Source organism: Bradyrhizobium oropedii (assembly GCF_020889685.1).
In the GTDB taxonomy this organism is placed as follows: domain Bacteria; phylum Pseudomonadota; class Alphaproteobacteria; order Rhizobiales; family Xanthobacteraceae; genus Bradyrhizobium; species Bradyrhizobium oropedii.
The window spans coordinates 1-1747 of the sequence record NZ_JACMYO010000407.1 but is presented as its reverse complement, the minus strand read 5'-3'; the positions used below and the strand labels follow the sequence as shown (position 1 = coordinate 1747).

General features: G+C 59.1%; 2 protein-coding genes and 3 pseudogenes. 3 read left to right on the top strand and 2 right to left on the bottom strand.

The features are described from left to right. On the top strand, positions 1-182 hold a 182-nt coding region (locus tag H8A95_RS42895), incomplete at its 5' end, for a hypothetical protein (RefSeq protein WP_229188433.1). Between the two features lie 214 nt (positions 183-396). Here H8A95_RS42895 and H8A95_RS42890 read toward each other — a convergent pair. Further along, a pseudogene (locus H8A95_RS42890) lies at positions 397-935 on the bottom strand (plasmid pRiA4b ORF-3 family protein). A gap of 85 nt (positions 936-1020) precedes the next feature. Next, a pseudogene (locus H8A95_RS42885) lies at positions 1021-1155 on the bottom strand (transposase domain-containing protein); the annotation flags it as partial. 73 nt (positions 1156-1228) lie between these two features. On the opposite strand from H8A95_RS42885, the gene H8A95_RS44645 reads away from it, so the two are divergent. After that, a complete protein-coding gene (locus H8A95_RS44645; RefSeq protein ID WP_229167430.1) occupies positions 1229-1450 on the top strand; it encodes a hypothetical protein in 222 nt (73 codons plus the stop codon). Continuing rightward, positions 1381-1747, top strand: a pseudogene (locus H8A95_RS44640) (IS110 family transposase); the annotation flags it as partial. The gene H8A95_RS44645 and the pseudogene H8A95_RS44640, both read left to right, overlap by 70 nt.

The window sequence follows — 1747 nt, the reverse complement described above, 5'->3', positions numbered from 1 at the left end:
ATTGCATCTATTCCCAACTAACATTGGTCGCGACGATTCCGCTGGCTCCAGCACAAGACTCCTGCGGCGACCTGACCTACGGTTCACCCGGTATCGTTATCGTGTCTATCGGTGGGGACGTGGCGTTGAATGGGGAATTCCCGCCAACGCTTTGTGGCCGGCAATGCCGACGCCCATTGTAAGACAGGACCAGTCCCGGACGAATACATGGACATGCGGTACCCAATCCGCGCATCAGAGCTTGTTCACCTACGTCCCAGGCCACGTCTCCTCCGATGGGCACTTCAGTGACAAGAACCGACCGGGAAATCGGCGCGGGAAAATTGATGCGCGATTAGGTCTTGCAAAAGGACATCAGAGCGTAGCGCTGCGGCCCTTTCGATTGGCGCTTGACGCCTATTTTGACGGCGTGACGCGACGCCGCGGCTTCCATTTGTCGGACAAAGCGTTGACGGCGGCCTCGATCGCCTTCCGGTCGACGACGTTGGGATCGAACTGCTCCGGACCCCAGAGGCGCATATGTTCGTGCTCCGGATGGGTGGGGTCGCTGATGGCGTCGAGGTATTCGGCATAGCCTGATGCACCGCCGACATTTCCGGAGGACAACGGCCGGTGGCCTCGAGCAAGAGGGGCAGTCCCTCCGTTGTCGTGTTGTCGAACCATTTTTCGAGTTTGATCACGTGATCCCAGCTGTCGCCGAAGTCGTAGAGATAATGGATCGTCTTCGCGCCGGTCTCCTGAACGATATTAGAGAGCCGCGTCTTGCGGGCATCGATGGGCTGAGGGCCGAAATCTCCATCGGGATCAGGGATACCCCAACGTCCTTCGCCGGCCAGGAACTCGAAGAGATGGCTGTTCGTCCAGCCAAACGCCGCCTGAAGCGTCAAATGCAGCCGATCCATACGCAGGGTGACGGGTACGACAAGGCGACGCATCACTTCCGGTTTCACGTCCTCGAGGGGCACCTTGATCCGGACCGCGGTTGTGTTCAGGCTCACGCCGCCAGCCTCGGATCGTGTGATCGTGTGCATGTATCGTGTAGATCGACGCCCAAGGGAGCAGTTCGTCCGGTCGCGCCGCAGGCCAACCATTGACGAGCTTCGCGAGAACATCAGCAAGCCAGTACTCGGCACTGACGCCATTGAGCTTGATGAGGTGGATGGCTCCCGCTTCCGGCGTCATAGTCTAGAAGCGGTCGAGGCGATCGCCTTAAAAGGAGATGCCATCCATGAACGAAGTAACGACGGTCGGGCTCGATTTGGCAAAGCGTGTTTTTCAGGTTCATGGGGCGGATGCAAAAGGTCGCCCTGTTCTCCAGAAGAAGCTTCGCCGTGAGGAGGTTCTGAGCTTTTTCGCCTGTTGCCGCCTTGTGTTGTCGGCATGGAAGCATGTGCATCATCGCATTACTGGGCACGCGAGATTCGCGCGCTTGGCCATGACACCAAGATGATTCCGGCTTCGTACGTGAAGCCCTATGACGCGCGGCAAAAGAACGACGCTGCGGACGCAGCAGCGATCTGCGAAGCGGTGACGCGACCGGCGGTTCGCTCCGCTCCTGTGAAGTCATTGGCGCAACAGGCGGCGCGGGTGGCACATCGCACGCATGAACTCCTTTCGCGGCATCGTGTTTCGCTGATCAACGCGATTCGGAGCCATATGGCGGAGTTCGGTGTAATCGCCGTGGCAGGCCCTCAGCACGTCGGCTCTCTCATCAAGAGGATATCCGATCCGGCGACACTGATCCCCG